This is a genomic window from Pedobacter africanus (assembly GCF_900176535.1).
Lineage (GTDB): Bacteria > Bacteroidota > Bacteroidia > Sphingobacteriales > Sphingobacteriaceae > Pedobacter > Pedobacter africanus.
This window is the reverse complement of sequence record NZ_FWXT01000004.1, coordinates 73,881-92,908: the sequence shown is the minus strand read 5'-3', so window position 1 is coordinate 92,908 and position 19,028 is coordinate 73,881. Positions and strand designations below refer to the sequence as shown.

Annotated in this window: 17 protein-coding genes; 10 read left to right on the top strand and 7 right to left on the bottom strand. The window is 45.6% G+C overall.

The features are described 5' to 3' along the window. Positions 1–47: 47 nt before the first annotated feature. The 3 genes from B9A91_RS20250 to B9A91_RS20240 all read right to left on the bottom strand — a co-directional run bounded on the left by B9A91_RS20250 (position 48) and on the right by B9A91_RS20240 (position 4,100). Entirely contained in the window at positions 48–638 is a 591-nt protein-coding gene (locus tag B9A91_RS20250) for an RNA polymerase sigma-70 factor (protein WP_235012623.1), read from the bottom strand. Continuing rightward, on the bottom strand, positions 613–1,728 hold the full coding sequence (locus B9A91_RS20245) for a FecR family protein (RefSeq protein WP_159451747.1): 1,116 nt from the start codon (positions 1,726–1,728) through the stop codon (positions 613–615). Before B9A91_RS20245 ends, B9A91_RS20250 begins: the two co-directional genes overlap by 26 nt. Before the next feature lie 209 nt (positions 1,729–1,937). Next, a complete protein-coding gene (locus B9A91_RS20240; protein WP_084240860.1) occupies positions 1,938–4,100 on the bottom strand; it encodes a S9 family peptidase in 2,163 nt (720 codons plus the stop codon). A gap of 102 nt (positions 4,101–4,202) precedes the next feature. Here B9A91_RS20240 and B9A91_RS20235 point away from each other — a divergent pair, with 102 nt between their 5' ends. Both B9A91_RS20235 and B9A91_RS20230 read left to right on the top strand, forming a co-directional pair. Then, on the top strand, positions 4,203–5,075 hold the full coding sequence (locus B9A91_RS20235) for a DMT family transporter (protein ID WP_084240859.1): 873 nt from the start codon (positions 4,203–4,205) through the stop codon (positions 5,073–5,075). Positions 5,076–5,314: 239 nt separating this feature from the next. After that, positions 5,315–7,351, top strand: coding sequence for a M13 family metallopeptidase (locus tag B9A91_RS20230; protein WP_084240858.1), 2,037 nt, complete (start codon positions 5,315–5,317; stop codon positions 7,349–7,351). 105 nt (positions 7,352–7,456) lie between these two features. On the opposite strand, the gene B9A91_RS20225 is transcribed toward B9A91_RS20230, so the two are convergent. Together B9A91_RS20225 and B9A91_RS20220 are read right to left on the bottom strand one after the other, a co-directional pair. Then, positions 7,457–7,855, bottom strand: coding sequence for a c-type cytochrome (locus B9A91_RS20225; RefSeq protein ID WP_084240857.1), 399 nt, complete (start codon positions 7,853–7,855; stop codon positions 7,457–7,459). A gap of 305 nt (positions 7,856–8,160) precedes the next feature. Continuing rightward, positions 8,161–8,496, bottom strand: a complete 336-nt coding sequence (locus tag B9A91_RS20220) for an MmcQ/YjbR family DNA-binding protein (protein WP_084240856.1) — start codon at positions 8,494–8,496, stop codon at positions 8,161–8,163. A gap of 50 nt (positions 8,497–8,546) precedes the next feature. Between B9A91_RS20220 and mnmD the strand changes: the two genes are divergently transcribed. Genes mnmD through mazG form a run of 5 tightly spaced genes read left to right on the top strand, consistent with a single transcriptional unit; the run spans position 8,547 to position 12,523 of the window. Beyond that, a complete protein-coding gene (gene mnmD / locus B9A91_RS20215; protein ID WP_084240855.1) occupies positions 8,547–9,227 on the top strand; it encodes a tRNA (5-methylaminomethyl-2-thiouridine)(34)-methyltransferase MnmC2 in 681 nt (226 codons plus the stop codon). 50 nt (positions 9,228–9,277) lie between these two features. Next, positions 9,278–10,231 (top strand): aldo/keto reductase, encoded by a 954-nt coding sequence (locus B9A91_RS20210; protein ID WP_084240854.1) that lies wholly within the window; start codon positions 9,278–9,280, stop codon positions 10,229–10,231. 59 nt (positions 10,232–10,290) lie between these two features. Then, the gene (locus tag B9A91_RS20205) at positions 10,291–11,403 is read left to right on the top strand and encodes an AI-2E family transporter (protein ID WP_084240853.1); all 1,113 of its coding nucleotides are present in this window, start codon (positions 10,291–10,293) and stop codon (positions 11,401–11,403) included. Positions 11,404–11,408: 5 nt separating this feature from the next. Continuing rightward, entirely contained in the window at positions 11,409–11,705 is a 297-nt protein-coding gene (locus B9A91_RS20200; RefSeq protein WP_084240852.1) for a hypothetical protein, read from the top strand. A gap of 11 nt (positions 11,706–11,716) precedes the next feature. Then, positions 11,717–12,523 carry a nucleoside triphosphate pyrophosphohydrolase gene (gene mazG / locus B9A91_RS20195; protein WP_084240851.1) on the top strand — a complete coding sequence of 269 codons (807 nt, stop codon included), beginning with the start codon at positions 11,717–11,719 and terminating at the stop codon, positions 12,521–12,523. Here mazG and B9A91_RS20190 read toward each other — a convergent pair. Further along, positions 12,520–13,809, bottom strand: a complete 1,290-nt coding sequence (locus B9A91_RS20190) for a DEAD/DEAH box helicase (protein ID WP_084241217.1) — start codon at positions 13,807–13,809, stop codon at positions 12,520–12,522. The two genes, mazG and B9A91_RS20190, sit on opposite strands and share 4 nt — an antisense overlap. Positions 13,810–13,870: 61 nt before the next feature. Continuing rightward, complete coding sequence (locus tag B9A91_RS20185) at positions 13,871–14,854, bottom strand: GlxA family transcriptional regulator (RefSeq protein WP_084240850.1); 984 nt, start codon at positions 14,852–14,854, stop codon at positions 13,871–13,873. Between the two features lie 131 nt (positions 14,855–14,985). On the opposite strand from B9A91_RS20185, the gene B9A91_RS20180 reads away from it, so the two are divergent. The 3 genes from B9A91_RS20180 to B9A91_RS20170 all read left to right on the top strand — a co-directional run bounded on the left by B9A91_RS20180 (position 14,986) and on the right by B9A91_RS20170 (position 18,999). Further along, a complete protein-coding gene (locus B9A91_RS20180; protein WP_084240849.1) occupies positions 14,986–15,417 on the top strand; it encodes a VOC family protein in 432 nt (143 codons plus the stop codon). Between the two features lie 250 nt (positions 15,418–15,667). Further along, entirely contained in the window at positions 15,668–17,983 is a 2,316-nt protein-coding gene (locus B9A91_RS20175; RefSeq protein ID WP_235012622.1) for an ATP-binding protein, read from the top strand. Positions 17,984–18,054: 71 nt separating this feature from the next. Continuing rightward, positions 18,055–18,999, top strand: coding sequence for a hypothetical protein (locus B9A91_RS20170; protein WP_084240847.1), 945 nt, complete (start codon positions 18,055–18,057; stop codon positions 18,997–18,999). Positions 19,000–19,028: the final 29 nt, after the last annotated feature.

Here is a 19,028-nt window from a genome sequence, read left to right as displayed (position 1 = left end):
TTTGCATGTCGGCGCTGAGCACTGAATTTTTCAGAAAAAAGAAAAACCTACAGAAGCAAAGCAACAAAAACGTTCAATCCTGTACGGATGGTTTTAATCGCCTTACCCAGATGTGCCTCCACAGTTTTTTCCGAAATACCGAGTTGACTGGCAATTTCCTTCTGGCTAAAGCCCTGTTCCCTGCTCAGGCGGTAAACCAGCTGACATTTTTCAGGAAGCCCTGTGATCAATTGTTCCAGCTGGCCTTTAAGTTCCATAAACTCCAGCCACTCTTGTGTGGAATCGTCCAGCAGCCTCTCTTTCCCAAGGCTATCGGCATACTTTTTCTGGTTCAGCTGTTTTTCCAGCATCTTTATCACCCGGTACTTGGCCGATACGGCCAGGTAGCTGCTCAGGCTTCCGGTAATATTTAAGCTGAGGCGGCGGTTCCACAGGGAGATGAAGATATTCTGTACTACCTCTTCCGCATCTTCCAGCAGTTCCAGTTTGTGCGCTGCCACGCTGAAAAGCTTGTCCCAGTAACGCTCATAAATTTCTGCAAATGCAGATTTATCATCTTGTCTCAAGGCCGCTACCAATGCTATATCGCTAAAAGTCTTGTAGGGTGTCATATCAATACCGGTGATCGTTGTTTTCAAAAACGATTACACGTTTACCCTCAAGGGAAAACTTATAATCCGTGGCAACCTCTATAATGTGAAGAAACTCTTTCAGGCTCGTTCTGCGGCTAATTATGCCCGTCAAATGCATTCTTTCGCCCGGAACCTTATGGTATTCCAGACCCACATTGTATTCCCTGGCAATTACACGCATCACCTGGTAAACATCATCGTTGTCAAAATACAATGCCCCAAACCTCATCCAAACTTCATCTATTTTTACTTCCTTAGCACTGAAAATACCATTCCTGAAACTCACCTGTTCATTTCTGGTTAAAAGGGTACTCTGGCTTCCAGAACTCAGTTTAACCACTCCTTCGAAAACGTGGGTTTTTATTTCCGGATCCTCGGGGTAGGCACTCACGTTGAATTTGGTGCCGATCACCACAATGTCCAGCGCTTTTTTGTTGCTGATGATCTTGACCTGAAATGGTTTTTCAGGATGATGCGCCACCTCAAAATAAGCTGCTCCCGAAAGCCTGATGTTCCTGGTATTTCCAGGAAATTCAACCGCCCAGTTCATGGAACTTGCCGCACCCAGCCAAACTTTTGTCCCGTCTTCCAGCACTACCTGATGGTGTGAGCCCCTCGGGGTTTCAATTTTAACCAGGCCGTTTCCAGTGCCCAAGCCAAAACGACCGGCTTCGGCTTTCATATTAAAAATGGAATCTTCCAATAAAAACTGACGGCCATCCTGATCGGTCAGCACCGCGATATTTTTACCATGGCCATATTCTTTAGCCAGCTGCTCCAGGTCGAAATGCCGGGCAGGCTGTAAATAGAAATACAGTGCTACAGAAAACAGTACTGCTATAGATACCGCAACAGCAACAGGTTTCCAAAGCTTTCTTTCCTTTGGCGCTCTCCTGTTTTCAATACCCGCCAGCACCTTTTCATAAATACGTTCCTTATGCATTTGACGATCAGCTGCAAATTCAGCCGGAATAACAAGCGGCTGGTCCTGATCGCGCTGGTACCAGTCGTTAAATTCCTGACGTTCCTCCGGACTGATACTTTTGTCAACCCATTTTACGGCAAGCTCAGCATATTTTTCTTCTGGTTGGCTCATAACATATTGTAGTTTACAAATAGGTCTCCTGAAAGTACAAAATCCCTTAGTCATCACAAGAAAAAAAATACAGCTGCTCCTCGCCTCCCCAAATCTTTTGCGGAAGAGCAAAAGATTTGCATGTCGGCTCGGAGCACTGAATTTTTCGGATAAAAAAAGGGACAGTAGTAAAACCACTGTCCCTTTTTTTATTGAGCAGAAAAATTACCTTATTTTTCCTTCTTTAAATAAAGCTCAAAATAATCCGTTACTTTCTGGTACAAGTGCACCCTGTCTTTGCCAATCACATTGTGTTCATGACCGGGATAGATCATATAATCAACCTGTACTCCCTTATCAACAGCATGCTTCACAAGATCAACCGAGTGCTGCTGCACCACCACCGGGTCTTGCTGGCCATGAATCAGCAGCAATTTACCTTTCAGCTGATCAACCTTATTGCTCAGGTAAGTCGCGGCATAACCTTCAGGATTTTCCTGAGGGGTATCCATATAACGTTCGGTATACATGATCTCATAAAAAGCCCAGTTAATTACCGGTCCGCCTGCAACAGCAGCTTTAAATACACCAGGGTAGGTCAGCATAAAATCAGTAGTGGCAAAACCGCCAAAGCTCCAGCCAAAAAGCCCCATATTCGCTGCGTCTACATAAGGCTGGCCTTTCAGGTAATCTACAGCGCTCATCATATCTTCCATTTGTACATCACCTGCCCTGCGGAACATGGATTGCTCAAAGGCCCGGCCACGGTTATCACTGCCCCTTACATCAACAGTAAGCACCACATAACCACGCTGTGCCATATACCTTGACCAATAGTCGCCCGCACCTGCATTCCAGCCATTCATCACCAACTGGGCATGCGGACCGCCATACCAGTACACCACAACCGGATATTTTTTACCAGCCTCATAACCAACAGGTTTGTACAAACTCATGTACAGGTCATCGCCCGACTTACTTTTGATGGTAAAAATATCTGATTTCGCTGTAGCATAGGCCGCCAGGGGGTTCGCCGCTTTAAGTAGCACTTTAGCTTTCGACGATGCACTTTCTACCAACTGGATTACCCGTGGATCATCCGGAGTGCTGTAAACATCAATCACGGTATTGCCCGAAGTGCTCACCTGCGTGCTGTGCATTGCAAAGCCCTGGGTTATCCTTTTCGACTTGCCCGATTTCAGGTTCAACTCGTATAAATTCCTGGTAATCGGTGATTCTTGAGTGGAAACATAGAACAGCCTGTCCCCCTTGTTGTCAAAACCTTTTACTTCCAATACCTCCCAGTTGCCTTTGGTCAGCTGTTTCAGCATTTTGCCTTTTACGTCATATAAATAAAGATGGTTCCAGCCATCCCGGTTGCTCTGCCATATAAATTTCGAGGCATCGTTCTTTAAGAACAGCATTGGCACCAGGGGCTCTACATACTTATCGTCTTTTTCTTCAAACAGTGTTTTCAGCAATTCACCTGAAGCCGCATCGTACTGGTTCAGCTTCATGTGATTTTGCCCGCGGTTCAAAACAGCGATATACACATATTTATCGTCCGGGCTCCAGGCAATATTGGTCAGGTACTGCTCCACCGGCTCACCCGTTTTCAGGTAAACCAGGGCTTTTGTTTCGGCATTGTACACGCCTACGGTCACCTGGTGGCTCTTATCGCCCGCCATAGGATACTTGATGTTCACATTGTGGGCAGGTCTGGTGGTCCAGTCGATGATCGGGTAGTCGGTAACCATACTTTGGTCCATACGGTAAAAAGCAAGTTGCTTGCCGTTGTTGCTCCAGAAAGTACCTTTGCTGATGCCAAACTCATCGCGGTGTACAGAAGAGGCGTACACAATATCTTTGGTACCATCAGTAGTTACCTGTTTCTGATCGGCACCTTTGGCCACAAACAAATTAAAATTATCCAGGTAAGCTACATAGCCCGCCTTACTTTCTTCTACGTTACCCTTACCGGCAACAGCCTGATCTACCAGTACCCTTACCGTATTTTTTGCCGGGTCGAGCGCCACTTTACTGCCATTCAGGGTAAAGATCCATTCCGGCCCCTGGTTAAACTGAACCATTGGCATCATTTTCAGCGTATCCTTTTGTGCTGCTGTTAGTTTCTGGTTCAGCTGGCCCAAAGAAAGGTAAGGTTGGTCGGATGCAGATTTGGCATTGCCGCTTAACCATACCGGCGAATTGCCCATACGTTTTGCATACACATAATCTTCAGTTCCATATATAAATTGAATCTGCGACAGGTTTTCAGGGGCCAGCGTAGTACGCGCATTGCTCATGGCATCCTGCATGGTCAGCTGTTTGTTTTGTGCAATACCGCTAAAAGCGATGGCAAACAAGGGGAAAAATAAAATCAGTCTTTTCATTAGGTTAATTCCTGATGGGTTTAATGCTGTTAAATAAATTAGTTTCGCCAAACTTAGATAAAATGTTGCAAATATCAGCCTTTCTTGGCTTACCTTTGATGTGTGAAGAACATCATTATTGGCTTACTCTTTGCTATGCTCTGGGCTTCCGCCTCGGTAGCCACCAAATTTGGCATCCATTCTGCCCCTCCGCTGATCCTGGGCAATACCCGTTTCTTCATAGCCGGATTCGTGTTGCTGGGCTATTGTTACCTGATCAGCAGGGATAAACAATACCGGCTGCCCACGTATACAGAATGGCGTCAGCTCGCCATCTTCGGTTTTCTGAATACTACCGTATACCTTGGCTTGTACGTCTATGCCATGAAATATACCGCTGCTGGAATAGGCAGCTTATCCACCTCCACCAATCCGCTGCTCATCGTATTGCTTTCTTCCTGGCTCATGGGCCGCAGGCCTGCAAAAGCGGAGATATTGAGCATCCTGATTGGCATGGCAGGAATTGCTATAGCTACCTACCCGCTACTCAAAAACGCCGATACCACCATCGTGGGCGTGGTGATCCTCATGAGCAGCATGGTTGCCGTATCTTTTGCCAGCGTTTACTACGCGCGCATCCAGTGGACCCTGCCCAACCTGCTCATCAACGGCTGGCAGGTGAGCCTTGGCGGCTTGTTCCTGCTGCCCTTTACTTTTGTTTTCAGTGATTTTTCGGCCGTACAGCTGGATGACCGGTTCATTTATTCAGTTTTATGGCTCAGTCTCGCTGTTTCAGTAGTCGGCCTCATCTGCTGGTTCTACCTCTTAAAAATAGATACCGTAAAGGCTTCGCTATGGCTTTTTCTTTGTCCGCTTTTTGGCTTCTTTTATGCCTGGTGGCTGCTCAATGAGCCCATCACCCTGTATACCGTCATTGGCACGCTGATGGTGATTGCAGGACTGTACATCGGGCAGCGTAAGAAGCTGGGTGCATAACATAAATTTTGCACCTTGCACAATATTATTTGTTAAAATATGTTAAATAGATATAAAATACCAAGAAATGAAGTCTATAAATGTATTTTCTTTTACCGGCACCATCCTCAGGAAGCTTGGGCTCACCAAGATCTACTACTGGTTTAACAAGTAATAATTTCATTATACAGCAGGCTTATTGAAGCACTTTTATTACTTTTATGTCAATGGTGTAACCCTGCATCAGCTAATTTATTGTCATGAAAGTAACTTCACTCAAAACCTGTTTTGCCGTTTTGGGCATTGCAGCGGCCAGTTATTCGGCCAACGCACAATCCACACAAAAATTTATTGATCCGGCCAATATGGACCTTTCGGTAAAACCGGGAGATGATTTTTATCGGTATGCCAGCGGTACATGGGTCAAAAACAACCCCGTTCCCGCAAAAGAAACCCGCTGGGGCAGCTTCAATGCCCTCAGGGATTTCAACATCAATGCTGTAAAAGGCCTGGTGGAAGAGGCGGCTGCCGACCGCTCCGCACCTGCGGGATCAGTAAAAAAGCGTGTTGGCGATTTCTACCGGGCGGCAATGGACAGCATTACCATCGAAAAACTGGGTTATACCCCAATTAATCCGGAGCTGGAAAAAATCAAACAGCTCAAAAGCACTGCAGCTATTTTAGACCATATTGCCTATATGCGCACTACCGGCCTTGCCGCCCCGATGTTTGGATTTGGCGTAGGGCAGGACAGGAAAAATGTAAACAAGTACCTACCGCAACTCGGACAAGGCGGAACTACCCTACCTGATCGCGACTATTACCTTAAAGACGACAGCAGAAGCGTAAAGATCCGCGAGGCCTATACCACCTATATGGTTACCCTGTTCAAACTCACGGGAAGCAATGCCGCAGATGCCGCCAGAAAAGCTGCTGCGGTTATGGCCATAGAAAAACAAATGGCAGAGGCCCAGCTCAGCAGGGTAGAAATGCGCGATCCCTACAAAACCTATAACAAGTTCACCGTAGCAGATTTCAGCAAAACCACCCCAGGGATCAACTGGACATCCATGTTTACCAAACTCCTGGTAAACGGGCAGGACACGGTACTGGTTTCCACCCCCAAATTCTTCGTAAGCCTGAACAGCATGCTCAAAACTGTTCCCTTGGGCGACTGGAAAGCCTACCTGGAATGGAACGTATTAAAAAGTGCGGCCCCAAATTTAAGCAGCCCTTTTGTAGATGTTACTTTTGCCTTTAACCAGGCGCAAACCGGCCAGAAAGTACAAACCCCTCGCTGGCAAAGGATGTCGCAGCTCACAGACGGCACCATCGGCGATCTGCTGGGCCAGCTGTATGTGGCCAAATACTTTAAGCCTGATGCCAAGCTGAGGATGGACGAACTGATCGCGAACCTGCGGAAAGCTTTCGAGATCAGGATCAAAAACCTGGACTGGATGAGCGATGTAACCAAACAAAAAGCCCTCGAAAAACTACATGCTTTCAGGCCAAAAATAGGCTACCCTTCTAAATGGCGTACTTACGACGGCTTGCTGATCAAACCAACAACCTACTTGCAGAACCTGCGCAATGCCGGAGCCTGGGGTTACAAAGAGATGGTAGAGCAACTGGGTAAACCGGTAGACCGTACCCGCTTTGGCATGACCCCGCCTACAGTAAATGCCTATTACAGTCCGACCATGAATGAGATTGTATTCCCTGCCGGAATCTTACAGTTCCCTTTCTTCGACCCTAATGCCGATGATGCAGTAAATTACGGTGGAATAGGGGCGGTAATCGGACATGAGATGTCACACGGTTTCGACGACACGGGCAGCCAGTACGACAAAGACGGCAACCTGCGCAACTGGTGGACCGCAGAAGACCGCGATAAGTTCAATGCCAAAACGAAATTGCTGGGCGAGCAGTTTGATGGCTACAAGGTGCTGGACACTATCCCGGTGAACGGCAAATTCACCATGGGTGAAAACATAGGCGACCTGGGTGGTTTAAATGCAGCCTATGAAGCCTTTAAGATGACCAGACAAGGCCAGGGCAATGATAAAATAGATGGTTTTACACCAGATCAGCGTTTCTTTTTATCCTGGGCGCAGGTTTGGAGGGGAAATATCCTGCCGGAAACTGCTGCACAAATGATCAAAACCGATCCGCACTCACCTGGCGAGTTCCGCACCATCGGCGCCCCCGTAAATATGGACGCCTGGTATAAAGCTTTTGATGTAAATCCGGAAGATAAGCTGTACAAAAAACCAGAAGACAGGATCAGGCTCTGGTAATAGGAAAAATAACCATTCTCTTCAGAGCCTGCATAATTCCAGTTTTTCTTTCACAGAAAAACTGGAAAGACGCTAGGTCTCCTCTGAGATGGTAATTTTTCTGACTTAGATTTTAATGGTAACAGGTTCCTCTTTTCCGTTATGGCAGCTTGCGCAGGAAATATTGATCAGTTTTCCTTCTTTATCCTTTTCGTGGAAATACTTTTTGTTGATCTTGGCAGTCATCCGCATCATGTTCCTTGCAATTTCCTTTTTTGGATTGTCGTCACTGGCAAAATCCAGCTTTTTAGGGTTGTCTTTTCTCGGCGAATGACAGAAGCCGCATTTTACACCTAAAGCTGCTTTAAAGCCGTCCATGACCTCATCCAGATCGTCGTGGCTTATGTTTTTGGGCAGTACTTTAAGATTGGTTGGTTTAGGTTCCTGTTGCTGTGGCATAAAAGCACTCAGGAGCACTGCGGTGCCCAATAGTATCGAAAATGTAATGGTTTTCTTATATTGCATAACAAATGATGATTTAATGCTGATCTAATTTAATCAGGTTAGATTAGCATGACAAATATATTCGTTATTGGGAATGAATCTTAACTGACAAATTTCGTTACAATTTAATCTGAGTTCCGGATGAGTTCGTACTGAGCCCAGGTTGAGCCCACAGTGAGCCCACAGTGAGTCCACGTTTTTCCTTACAAAAGGTGGGCTTAGCCCCGGTTAACTACAGGTTAATTCCGGGATCAACACGAACGCAGCTAAAGCGCTGCTCAGGGGCATACCTATTACAATAAAGATTACAAGATCAGGATTAACAATCAGGTATAGCTGGCCTGTATCTTTTTAGACAGCTTGCCCAATACCAAGGCCCTCGAAATAGTTACCCTATCCCTTAATTCATTATCGGGCATCACATCCAGACCGGTAAGGGTTACCCACTGTCTTTTGGCCATATGACGGGCCTGCTGAATGCCCGGCCTTGCCACCAGTTCATCAAAGTCATCAGGATCACATTTCATACTCAGGTGCCCGTCTTCCAGTGAGGCGATGACAAATAGCTTATCCTCGATCATAAAACACAGATGTTCCCATTTCATGCCCTCGGTGGTCCCCTTTAAACTTAAGCAAAATTCCCTAAACGTTTCAATATCCATAGCTTTGATTAATGCCTAAAGTTAATCAGTTTTAGCTAAGTTTGCAGCAAATGAACAGAATTACTTTAACAGCCGACGGTTCAAATACCTTGTACAACGAGGCCATAGGGGAACATTATCACTCCAAACACGGCGCCCTTCAGGAGAGTAAACATGTATTTATTGAAGCAGGACTGAAACATGCCACTGCGCTTTTGCCAGGAAAGGAAATCAGCATCCTTGAAGTGGGTTTTGGTACTGGCCTAAACTTTCTGCTTACAGCTGCCTGGGGCGTCGAACAGCAGGTACCAATTAAGTACACCGCACTGGAAGCTTTTCCGCTGACCATTGAAGAACTGGAATCGACGGGCTACCAGCAGTATGTACCTGCACAACTCTGGAATGGACTGGTACTTAACTACGGCAAGGCACTGCAGCAGTCGGTAAATATTGTACCGCAGCAGCAACTGAGAATTATGCACACCTACCTGCACCGGTATGAAACCAACATGCAGTTTGACCTGATCTACTATGATGCCTTTTCGGTACAGCACCAACCCGATATGTGGACGGATGAGATCATTGCGCATACCTGTAAATTCCTGAAGCCCGGTGGTATTTTTGTAACCTACGCCATCACCGGTAAGTTAAAAAGGGCTTTAAAAGCATCAGGCTTTACAATAGAAAAACTTCCGGGGGCACCGGGTAAAAGAGAGATGTTAAGGGCCGTAAAACAAACCTTGTCCGTTTAATTTTGTTATTAAACAATTTACCTGAGGGCAGGATGATCAAGAGAAATTAAATGGAAAAAAGAAAATTAGGCGGTTCAGACCTGTTTGTTTACCCCATTACCTTTGGGGGAAATGTGTTTGGCTGGACCATAGACGAGCAAAAATCATTCGAAATACTGGACGGCTTTACCGCCGCAGGTTTTAATTTTATAGACACAGCAGATTCCTATTCGCACTGGGTACCGGGAAACAAAGGCGGAGAATCGGAAACGATTATCGGCAACTGGATGGAACAGCGTAAAAACCGCCAGGAAGTGATTATCGCCACCAAAGTAGGCTCCATACCGGGCACAACTACAAAAAGCCTGGCCAAAGACTATATCCTTAAGTGCGTTGATGCCTCCTTAAAAAGGTTGAAAACAGACTATATAGACTTATACCAATCGCACTATGAGGATCTGAATACCCCAATTGAAGAGACATTGGAAGCTTACGATCAGCTGGTAAAGACAGGAAAGGTACGCTGGATTGGTGCCTCAAACTATTCAGTGCCTGGTTTGATGGCAGCACTGGAAGTAGCTGAAAAGCTGGGTTTACCGAAATACCAGACCTTACAACCCGAGTACAACCTGTACAAACGTGAAGGCTATGAAAAAGAACTGGAACAGCTAGTGCTTGACCGGCAGCTTGGCGTAATTAACTATTATGCCCTGGCCAGTGGATTTTTAAGTGGAAAATACAGGTCGGAGGCTGACCTCAATAAAAGTCAGCGCGGTGCAGCTGCCAAAAATTACCTGAACGAGCGGGGCTTTAAAATACTGAAGGCATTAGATGAGGTTTCCGAGCAGTACAATGCCAGCCTGGCCAGCATATCCTTAGCCTGGCTCATGGCCAGGCCCTCTGTTACAGCGCCGATTGCCAGTGTGACCAGCCTGGCGCAGCTGGAAGATCTGGTCAGGGCCGCAGAACTGAAACTGAACAATGAAGATATTGCCATATTGGATGAAGCCAGCAGCTGGCAATAATTATTTTGGCAGGGCATTTGTTTTTGGTTAATTTACATCATTATTAATCTTATCTGCCCATGAAACAGGTCTCCCTACCTTTTTACACCAAGCTGGCCATGGTGTTGTTCTCTATTATCTGTGCCGGCTATCTGGCTATTTTAGGCCAGACCATCCTTGCACCTTTGCTCACTTCCTTTTTGCTGGCCCTGCTGCTGTTGCCGATGGCCAATTTTATGGAACGCAAATGGCGTTTTAAAAGGAGTATTGCTTCTATTATTGCTGTAGTGCTGATGATTGGGGTAATTTCCGGGATACTCTATTTTCTGGCCAACCAGCTTACCGACCTCTGGAAAGACTGGCCCTTACTGAAGCACCAGGCCGAGAGCTCCTTTCACCATGTGCAGGACTGGATATCAAGAACCTTTGATGTAAATACGCAAAAACAGATCGATTACCTTAAAGACAGTGCCAGCAGTGCCATTGCCACCAGTGCCTCAGTATTGGGCGCAACTTTACTTACACTTTCCTCAACCCTGCTGTTCCTTTCTTTCCTGTTACTGTTTACTTTTTTCATCTTGAATTACCGCGGGATCCTGTTCAGGTTCCTGACCTCGGTGTTTGAAGAAAAGCACACCCAAAAGGTAAGCGAAATTGTAAGACAGATCCAGTACATCATTAAAAAATACATTACCGGCTTGTTTCTGCAGATGCTAATTGTTACCGTTTTGATGATCTTCACCCTGTGGGTACTTAACGTAAAATATGCGGTACTGCTGGGACTGATCTCGGGAATTTTTAATATTGTGCCCTATATTGGCATTTTTACGGCTTTGCTGATCAGCGTGCTGATTACCTTTGCAACTGCAGGGGCCGGCAAGGTTTTATTGGTACTGATCGCCTTTGTGAGTATCCATGCTTTGGATGGCAATGTGCTGATGCCGCTGGTAGTAGGTTCTAAAGTAAAGATCAATGCTTTGTTTGCTTTTATTGGTATTGTAGTAGGTGAAATGATCTGGGGCATATCGGGTATGTTTTTGTGTATTCCTTACCTGGCCATGCTTAAGATTATATTTGATAAAGTAGAACAGCTGAAGCCCTGGGGCATTTTGCTGGGCGGTGAAGAAAAGCCGCAGAAGCGGCGACGGGTATACCGCATCACAAAGAAAATAAAACTGGAAGAACAGGAGTAACAACCATGGCCGAGAACAAATCGCCCCATATCCTGAATACTTCGGCAACTTTGCTAGGTTTGTGCTTTATTGTATTGACCTCAGTCAAGGTTTCGAAAATGCAGGACAGCACATTGATTGATGAAACTACTGCAGCCGCTATTATTTTATTTATGGCAAGCTCAATGCTATCTTTCCTTTCTATGCGCAGGGAAAAGGGCGTAAACGACCGCCTGGAGAAAATTGCCGATTTTATTTTCTTATTCGGCCTGGTTGTTCTTTTTTTAAGTACAATGATGATTACCTTTAACGTCGTAAAATAGCCCGCTTTATTATGCCCAATCATGCTGCCCCTTTAACTGCTCCGGAACCTTCTTCAGCTTTTCTCAGACTGTTAAATGTACTGGACACCCTGCGTACGGAATGCCCATGGGATAAAAAACAGACCATGGAAACCTTAAGGCACCTGACCATTGAAGAAACCTATGAACTCTCGGATGCCATTTTGGAAGGTAACCTGGAAGAGGTAAAAAAAGAGCTTGGTGATGTGATGATGCATCTGGTATTTTATGCCCGGATTGCTTCGGAAACCAATGACTTCAACATTACTGATGTGCTGAACGGAGTGTGCGACAAGCTGATCAGCCGACACCCGCATATTTATGGTGATGTGGAAGTAGCAGATGAGCAGGATGTGAAACGCAACTGGGAGAAATTAAAATTAAAAGAAGGCAACAAATCTGTGCTTGCCGGTGTACCTGCCAGCTTACCTTCGCTGGTAAAAGCAAGCCGTATCCAGGAAAAAGCACGTGGGGTTGGCTTCGACTGGGAAGATAAAACCCAGGTTTGGGAAAAGGTGGAAGAAGAAATGCAGGAGTTTAAGCAAGAGTTTAACGTGGTGGACAATGAGGCCATTGATGTTGAAAAAGCAGAAAGCGAATTTGGCGACCTCCTGTTCTCTTTAATCAATTATGCCCGGTTCATCAACATTAACCCGGAGAACGCACTGGAAAAAACCAACAAAAAATTCATTAAGCGTTTCCAGTACCTGGAAAGCAAGGCCAAAGAAAATGGCAAGGCGCTGCAGGACATGACGCTGGCAGAAATGGATGTGTACTGGAACGAAGCGAAGCAGTTTTAACTGTGCTTCTTTTTCATGTTCATTTTGGCCTTCTGCCCTATCCCGTAATTGTAATTTTTTGAGTTGCTTTCTTTCTTTTCGTGATAGGCACCCCCACCTTTGGGAAGGTCGTCATCTCCCTTTTTTATTTTGGCCGGCGTTTTTATGGCCTTATCGATCACAAGCGCTTCCGGCAGATCCATGACTTCGATCTTTTTGCCCATGGCTTGTTCTATCTTTTTTATTTCCCCCAGCTCCAGATCTGATGCAAAGGTGATGGCCACCAGCGCTTCATCCCTATTTTTCACTACCCTGCTTAGAAAAAGCTCTTTTTCTTCGGGAACTTCAAAATGGAACAGGAAATGGATACCCGAGAAGTCAGTTCCGGAAAAGCCTTCGTTGGCCACGATCAGTACCCTGGCTTCCGGGCTTTCTTTAAAATCATCGATATGGTCGAACCCTTCTTCATCGAAAAACAGGGGGTTTAGTACAGATATGTCTCCCGGACGGGCAGTGCGTAAACTCTTAAAGAGCTTTTGTGCGGTTAAACGTGTATTTACAAATACCAGCACTTTATCGAACACCTCTTCATCGCTAAGCAACAGGTTAAGGAGGTTGACTTTTGTTTTAAAGTTAGGCAGCTGGTACAGCAGCAGTTCATGGGTTTCTGCCTGGGCACTACCCAGTTCTTCCACTTCCACAGTTGCAAAAGGGAAATTCATAAACTGATCGGTCAGCATGCTCAGTTTGTCGTGAACCACCGTGGTAAAGATCAGGTGCTGTACTTTCCCTGCACTCCGGGCCAGTTCGGCAACGGGCAATTGCATGCCCTGCTTAACAATAACCTCTGCATCGTCAACAATGAGCATCTGCAGGCGGTTCAGATTAAGGCCTAATTTCAGATATACCGCGCGTGCCCGTGTTGGTGTGGCCACTACGATATCTATACCGTCTAAAAGGGTATTGATGTCTTCTTCCATCCCCCCTGTACCGTACAGGCCAATGATGCGCAGGTTCCTGTTCCTGCTCAGCCGTATGAATTCTGCAATAACAGCTTCAACGCGCGCTCCATCGGGCACCAGGATCAACACTTTAGGGGCTTCGTCGGTACTGTACTTTAACTTCATTAAAACGCCAAGCACATAAGCAGTGGTTTTACCGCAACCTTCAGGGCCAATGGCAATGATATCCTGTCCGCCAATAATTCTGGACAGGGTTTTTGCCTGGATTTCCTTTGCGGAGATGTATCCGGCATCGGTCATGGCTGCGATAAGGGGCTTGCTGAGTTTTAATTTATCTAAGGACACAGTATCTTTATAATTTGATGAAGCCGCAAATTTACGCAAATAAATTACAAGCCGGCTGCTTTTATAAAACCAGGGCCTCTTTATTGTATTTATTTCTGTATTCTATAGGCGATAAGCCGGTATTTTTCTTAAAGATGGTACGGAAGGCCTTGGTATCAGAATAACCTACATCGCACATTACTTCGGTAATGTTCTTGCGGCTGGTCTCAAAATCTTTCTTTGCGGCTTCAATCTTTACCCTCTGGATGTATTCGGCAACGGTATTGGTGGTTGCCTTTTTAAAGCGGCGCTCAAAGCTCCTTCGGCCTATGGCCAGCATGTCCGATAACTGGTCTACACTGATCTTGTCCTGAAAATTAAGTTCTATAAAGTCCTGAGCCTTTTTAATGGATTCGTCCTGATGGTCGCGCTGCCCTTTAAACATGATAAAAGACGACTGGCTGCTCCTGTCTATCTCTATGGCAAAATACTTTGAACAAAGGATCGCCATCTCACGATCAGTATATTTTTCGACGAGGTAGAGCAAGAGGTTCCAGAAAGAGTTTGCCCCTCCGCTGGAATAGATCCCGTTTTCATCGGTAACCACCTTGTCGGACACCATTTCTATCTGGGGGAACATTTTGCTGAAATGATGGGCTGACAGCCAGTGTGTGGCACAGCGTTTTCCGTTGACGAGTCCGGTTGCAGCCAGCAGGAATGCGCCTACGCATAAGCTGGCCACTTCGGCACCCGCTTTGTGCTGCGCAGCAATCCAGGGCAGGAAATCCGTGTTATCTTCAATCACCTTTTCCATATCTCCGTTTACCGCAGGTATGATGATGAGATCAGTTTTGTAGACATCGGCAATGACCAGGTCGGGCGACACCCTGAACAGCCTGTCGTATACCTGAGCGTCCTTGCTCAGGCCCACCAGCTGTACGATGAACATTGGTGGCTTGCCCATAGCGGCCAGAAAATCGTTTACTCTGTTGAATAAAATAAAAGGGCCTTCTATGCAACTTAAGGCAGTGGCACCTTTTGGAACCAAAACTGATATGTGCTTCATGTTATCAAAATTAGTGTAAAAATATGTCGCAGTCAACCCCTTATATTGGCGGATTGACACCCCCGGCTATTGGTTTAGCGACACTACCTTTGTATAGGTAACAAACAGAACTTGAAACAAAACTTACAGTTATGATTACGCTTAACCCTTATCTGAACTTTCCGGGAACAACCGAAGAAGCTTTTAATTTTTACAAATCTGTAATTGGCGGGGAAATCACCATGGTGATGCGTTTTAGCGATATGCCTGATGACCAGACCCCCGAGCAGGACAAACACAAGATCTGCCACATGTCGCTGCAGCTTCCGGGCGGAACGGTACTGATGGCGACGGACACACTGGAATCCCTGGGGCAAAAACTAACTTTAGGCAATAACTTCTACCTGTCACTGGGTGTAAAGAGCAAAACAGATGCGGACAGGATATTTGCAGCTTTATCTGAAGGTGGAAAAATAGAAATGCCGATGGCAGATATGTTCTGGGGCGACTATTTCGGGATAACGGCGGATAAATTCGGCACGCAATGGATGATCAGCTACAATGAAGCTCAACAGCAGAAATAAATGAACCCGCATGCCCCCTGGCCCAACCGATTCACTTAATACTATACAAAAAACAAAGGATCGGGATATTTTGTGATTAAAATCACAGGAATTTTATTAAATTATTGAGTCATTAACTCTTTAATTACTATATATTTGCGCCCTAATTAAAATCATTACCTAATTACGGTCATTTTTTTAATTGAGGATTTTAATCATTCCTATGAGGGCCAGGGGGTATTTTTACAGCACATTGCTCTTGCTTTGCTGCTTGACAACTTATAGTTTCGCCACCAGAAACGCAACAATTCCTGTTGCAAAGGGGGGCGTTATTGACCTGCGCGGACAAACACTGAACGACAAAGTTGCGTTAAACGGGCAATGGCTTTTTTACTGGAAGCAGCTGATCGGGCCGGAGGATACTGTTCCTGCAAATGGCGTGCTGGTGAATTTTCCTTACAGGTGGACAGATAAGATTGCCGGCAAAAGCTACCCTTCGTTTGGATATGCGACCTATAAGCTTACCGTATTTTTACCAAAAAAGAGTACCTCATTGCGCATCAGCATGCCGGAGGTATATTCGGCCTATAAACTCTTCATCAACGGGGCTGAAGTGGCCTCGAACGGAAATGTAAGCAAATCTGCAAAAGGCTTTGTACCTTACTTTGAACAAAAGATTATAGAAGTCCCGCATGGCAGCGATACCTTGCAACTCTTATTGCAGGTAGCCAATTTTGCACACAGCAAGGGCGGGGTAAAGAAAGTTATTGCAATAGGCGACAAGGGAAACATCATTTTAAAAAGGAAGCAATCAGAAGCAATTGACCTCCTGCTTACCGGCTGTTTGATGATGGGCGGTCTCTTCTTTTTGGGGCTCTACCTGATGGGCAACAGGGATAAGGCCATTTTGTTATTTGCATTTTTCTCCATAGTTTACAGTTACAGGATCATTGGTATAGACAACTATGTACTGCATACCGTAGTTCCCAACCTGAACTGGTACCGGGCTATTCGTATAGAATATTTCAGTCTGTTCTGCGGAATCGGATTATTTGCGTTGTACACACGTTATCTTTATCCGGCGGAAGTTAGTCCGTATGTAATCCATGCCATAAGTGCCCTCTGTTTTAGCTTTTCATTGCTCAGCATTTTTCTTCAGCCCGTTTATTTTACCCAGCTGATCAATCCTTTCCTGGCGGTGATGCTTTTTTGCCTGGTCTATGTGCCTTATGTTTATATGCTGGCCTATATGCGAAAAAGACCTGGTGCCATTTATACTTTAATGAGTTCATTTGCTTTGATGCCTGTTTTTGCCATTTCGCTATTGCATTACTGGTCCATCATTCCTGCGTACCAGCTGATTGGTTTCATCTTCTACATTACTTTTTTCTTTTTACAGTCGCTGATCCTGTCGCACCGTGTTTCCTTTGAACAGAAAAAAGCCAGGGCGGAAGCGGAACAGGGACTGAAAGCAAAAAGTGAGTTTCTGAGCACCATGAGCCATGAGATCAGAACACCGTTAAATGCGGTAATCGGTATGAGCCATATGCTGCTCAAGAATGAGCCCCGAAAAGATCAGAAAGAGCAGCTGGATGTGATGCTCTTTTCGGCCAACAACTTACTTTCCATTGTAAATGACATTCTGGACTACAATAAGATTGAAGCAGGGAAAGTGGCATTTGAACATATTGAAATGGACATTTGCTCTATTGCAGCCAACATTGTTTCAGGTTTGCAAACCTCGGCCCATGATAAGGGCATTGAGCTGACACTGGATGTGGACAGGGCTTTAAAGCACAAACTCATGGGCGACCCTACCCGGACATCACAGGTCATCACCAATCTGGTACATAATGCCATAAAATTTACCAACCAGGGATCCGTACAGGTACGTGTAATGGTTGCTGCACAGACGGAAAGCACGGTAACTTTAAATATACAGGTTAGAGATACGGGAATAGGAATTTCAAAGGATAAGCAAAAAGTGATTTTTGACAGGTTTACCCAGGCAGATTCTTCTACCTCTCGCGGTTTTGGCGGCACCGGGCTGGGTCTGTCTATCTGTAAAAGAATTCTTGAACTACAAAACGCTTCATTAAACCTCATCAGTGATGAGGGCCGGGGTTCTACGTTCTATTTTATCCAGACTTTTGACAAAAGCACAAAAATGCTGAAGCAGCACAACATAGAGCAGCTGCCAAAAGAAAATGAGAAACCGCTTACCGATATCCATATCTTACTGGTGGAAGACAATCTGATGAACGTACTGGTGGCGCAAAGATACCTGGAACGCTGGGGTGCTGCCATTGATGTGGCCCTGAACGGACAGGAAGCATTGGAAAAACTGGATGTAAACAAACACAAGCTGGTGCTGATGGATCTGCACATGCCGGTGATGGATGGCTATGAATCATCCAGCAGGATGCGTAAAAATGGGGTAACCACGCCCATTATTGCCCTCACGGCAAACCTGCCTGATGAAATTGCACAACGTGTAAAAGAAGCGGGGATTAACGATATGGTGATCAAACCTTTTTTACCGGATGAACTGTACAGAAAGGTCTTACACCACATATTCCGGGTGTAATTTTTTGTGGGATAATAGAAAACAATGTTAAATTTGGTGCAGAATTATCATCATCTATTTAACTTATTGCTATGAAAAAGACCATTGTCCTGCTCCTGCTGCTTTGTGTATCGGTGGGCACATATGCCCAGTTTGGAAAATTAAAGGACGCGATCAACAGCGGAGCTTCTTCGCTGCTGAACAACAAACAGCTGAAGCTGCTTCAGGCCCAACCCATTACTACCAATTTTGACGATTGTAATAAAAAAGAAACTTTGCCAGTAAACTTTGGTACCGATTCGGTAAAAAAACAGCTATGCGCATTAATGGCCAATTATACTGCCGCTGAAGGCTTTTTACTGAAACCAGGATTTTATACCGGGACATTCAAGAGCTTTTGCCTGCAGGCAGGGACTTATGGCCCCGACAAAGGCAATGGTTACCTGTTTGCCCCACTTGCCGGACCCAAAGAAAAAATAGCCAGAACATTGATCGCAAACTGGGAACAGCATCCTGAAATTGAACAGCGTAAAGTTCAGCTGCTGTTGTGGGCTATTGTGGCTAAAACCAATTTCAGCAAGTTGCCGCCCGATCTGCAGCTGGCAGCTGCAAAGCTGTTGAATAAGGACGACCTGTCGGCCCTGGGCAATACACTGGTAGACTACTTATCGGGCGAGGCCATGGCTAAGTTAACGAACAACCTTCCGGAGCCAGCTAAAACCGTAATAGAGATAGAGAACAAAATAAGGGGAATGATGTACCAGGCCAATGCATCCTATGACCAGATTGAAAGCCTGGCCATGCTTGGCGGTGTTGCTCCGGCGAATGCTGACTTTCCGAGCGGGATCTGGGGCCTGCACCCGGATGGGTATTACATTAAATACCTGCCCCATTCTTATTCGCAGACCGAAGTAGTGATCTATGTGCCGAAAAAGGCGGGTACCGTGCGTTACCTTCCTGTTGGTGATGTGGCTGTTCCTGCCAGCAGGGGCTGCCAGCGCTTAGGACAATCCAATTTACTGATCTGCAACAAATAGTCTTTGTATCAATATTTTGATATAAACCA